Origin of the sequence: Halobellus sp. Atlit-38R, assembly GCF_003665925.1 — an archaeon.
GTDB lineage: Archaea > Halobacteriota > Halobacteria > Halobacteriales > Haloferacaceae > Haloquadratum > Haloquadratum inordinatus.
In genome coordinates this window covers 1-469 of the sequence record NZ_QXIJ01000297.1, presented here as the reverse complement: position 1 = coordinate 469, position 469 = coordinate 1, and the positions used below count along the sequence as shown (strand labels likewise).

Below are 469 nucleotides of genomic sequence, written 5' to 3'. Positions count from 1 at the left end.
CCGGGAGGAACGCCCGCGCGAAGGCGACGGCCAGCTCCGTCGGGCGGGTGTAGCGGAGCGCGTCGTCGACGCTCGCGACGCCGAGCGAGAGGGGGTTCGACCGGTCGCGGCCCTTCAGGTCGAAGATGCGCTCGACGGCCTCGGGGTCGAGCGCGTCGGCGCCCAGCCCGTACACCGTCTCGGTCGGGTAGACGACGAGGTCGCCGCGGTCGACGGCGGCGGCCGCCGCGCGCAGCTCCTCGGATCGGTCCGGTCCGTCGTCGCTCGTGTCGGCGGTCACGCGCGACCGTTCGGCGGCGAGTTGAAAAAGCGTGACGAGTGTGTGCGGTCCGCGCGCCGGGCCGCGACCTCGGGTCCGCTCAGTCGACGAGGTCGGCGACCGCGTCGCCGATCGCCTCGGCGTCGGGGAACTCGGGATGCTCGCTCGCGACCCACGCGTACTCCACGGTGCGGTCGGCGTCGAGCAGGA

The 469-nt window shown here is 74.4% G+C and carries 1 protein-coding gene and 1 pseudogene; both read right to left on the bottom strand.

What is annotated here, in order from left to right; genetic code table 11:
- Window positions 1–280: L-threonylcarbamoyladenylate synthase (locus tag D3D02_RS19475; RefSeq protein WP_199723228.1), on the bottom strand; the 280-nt coding region annotated here is incomplete at its 3' end.
- A 79-nt stretch (window positions 281–359) separates the two neighbouring features.
- Window positions 360–469 (bottom strand): annotated as a pseudogene (locus D3D02_RS19470) (peroxiredoxin); the annotation flags it as partial.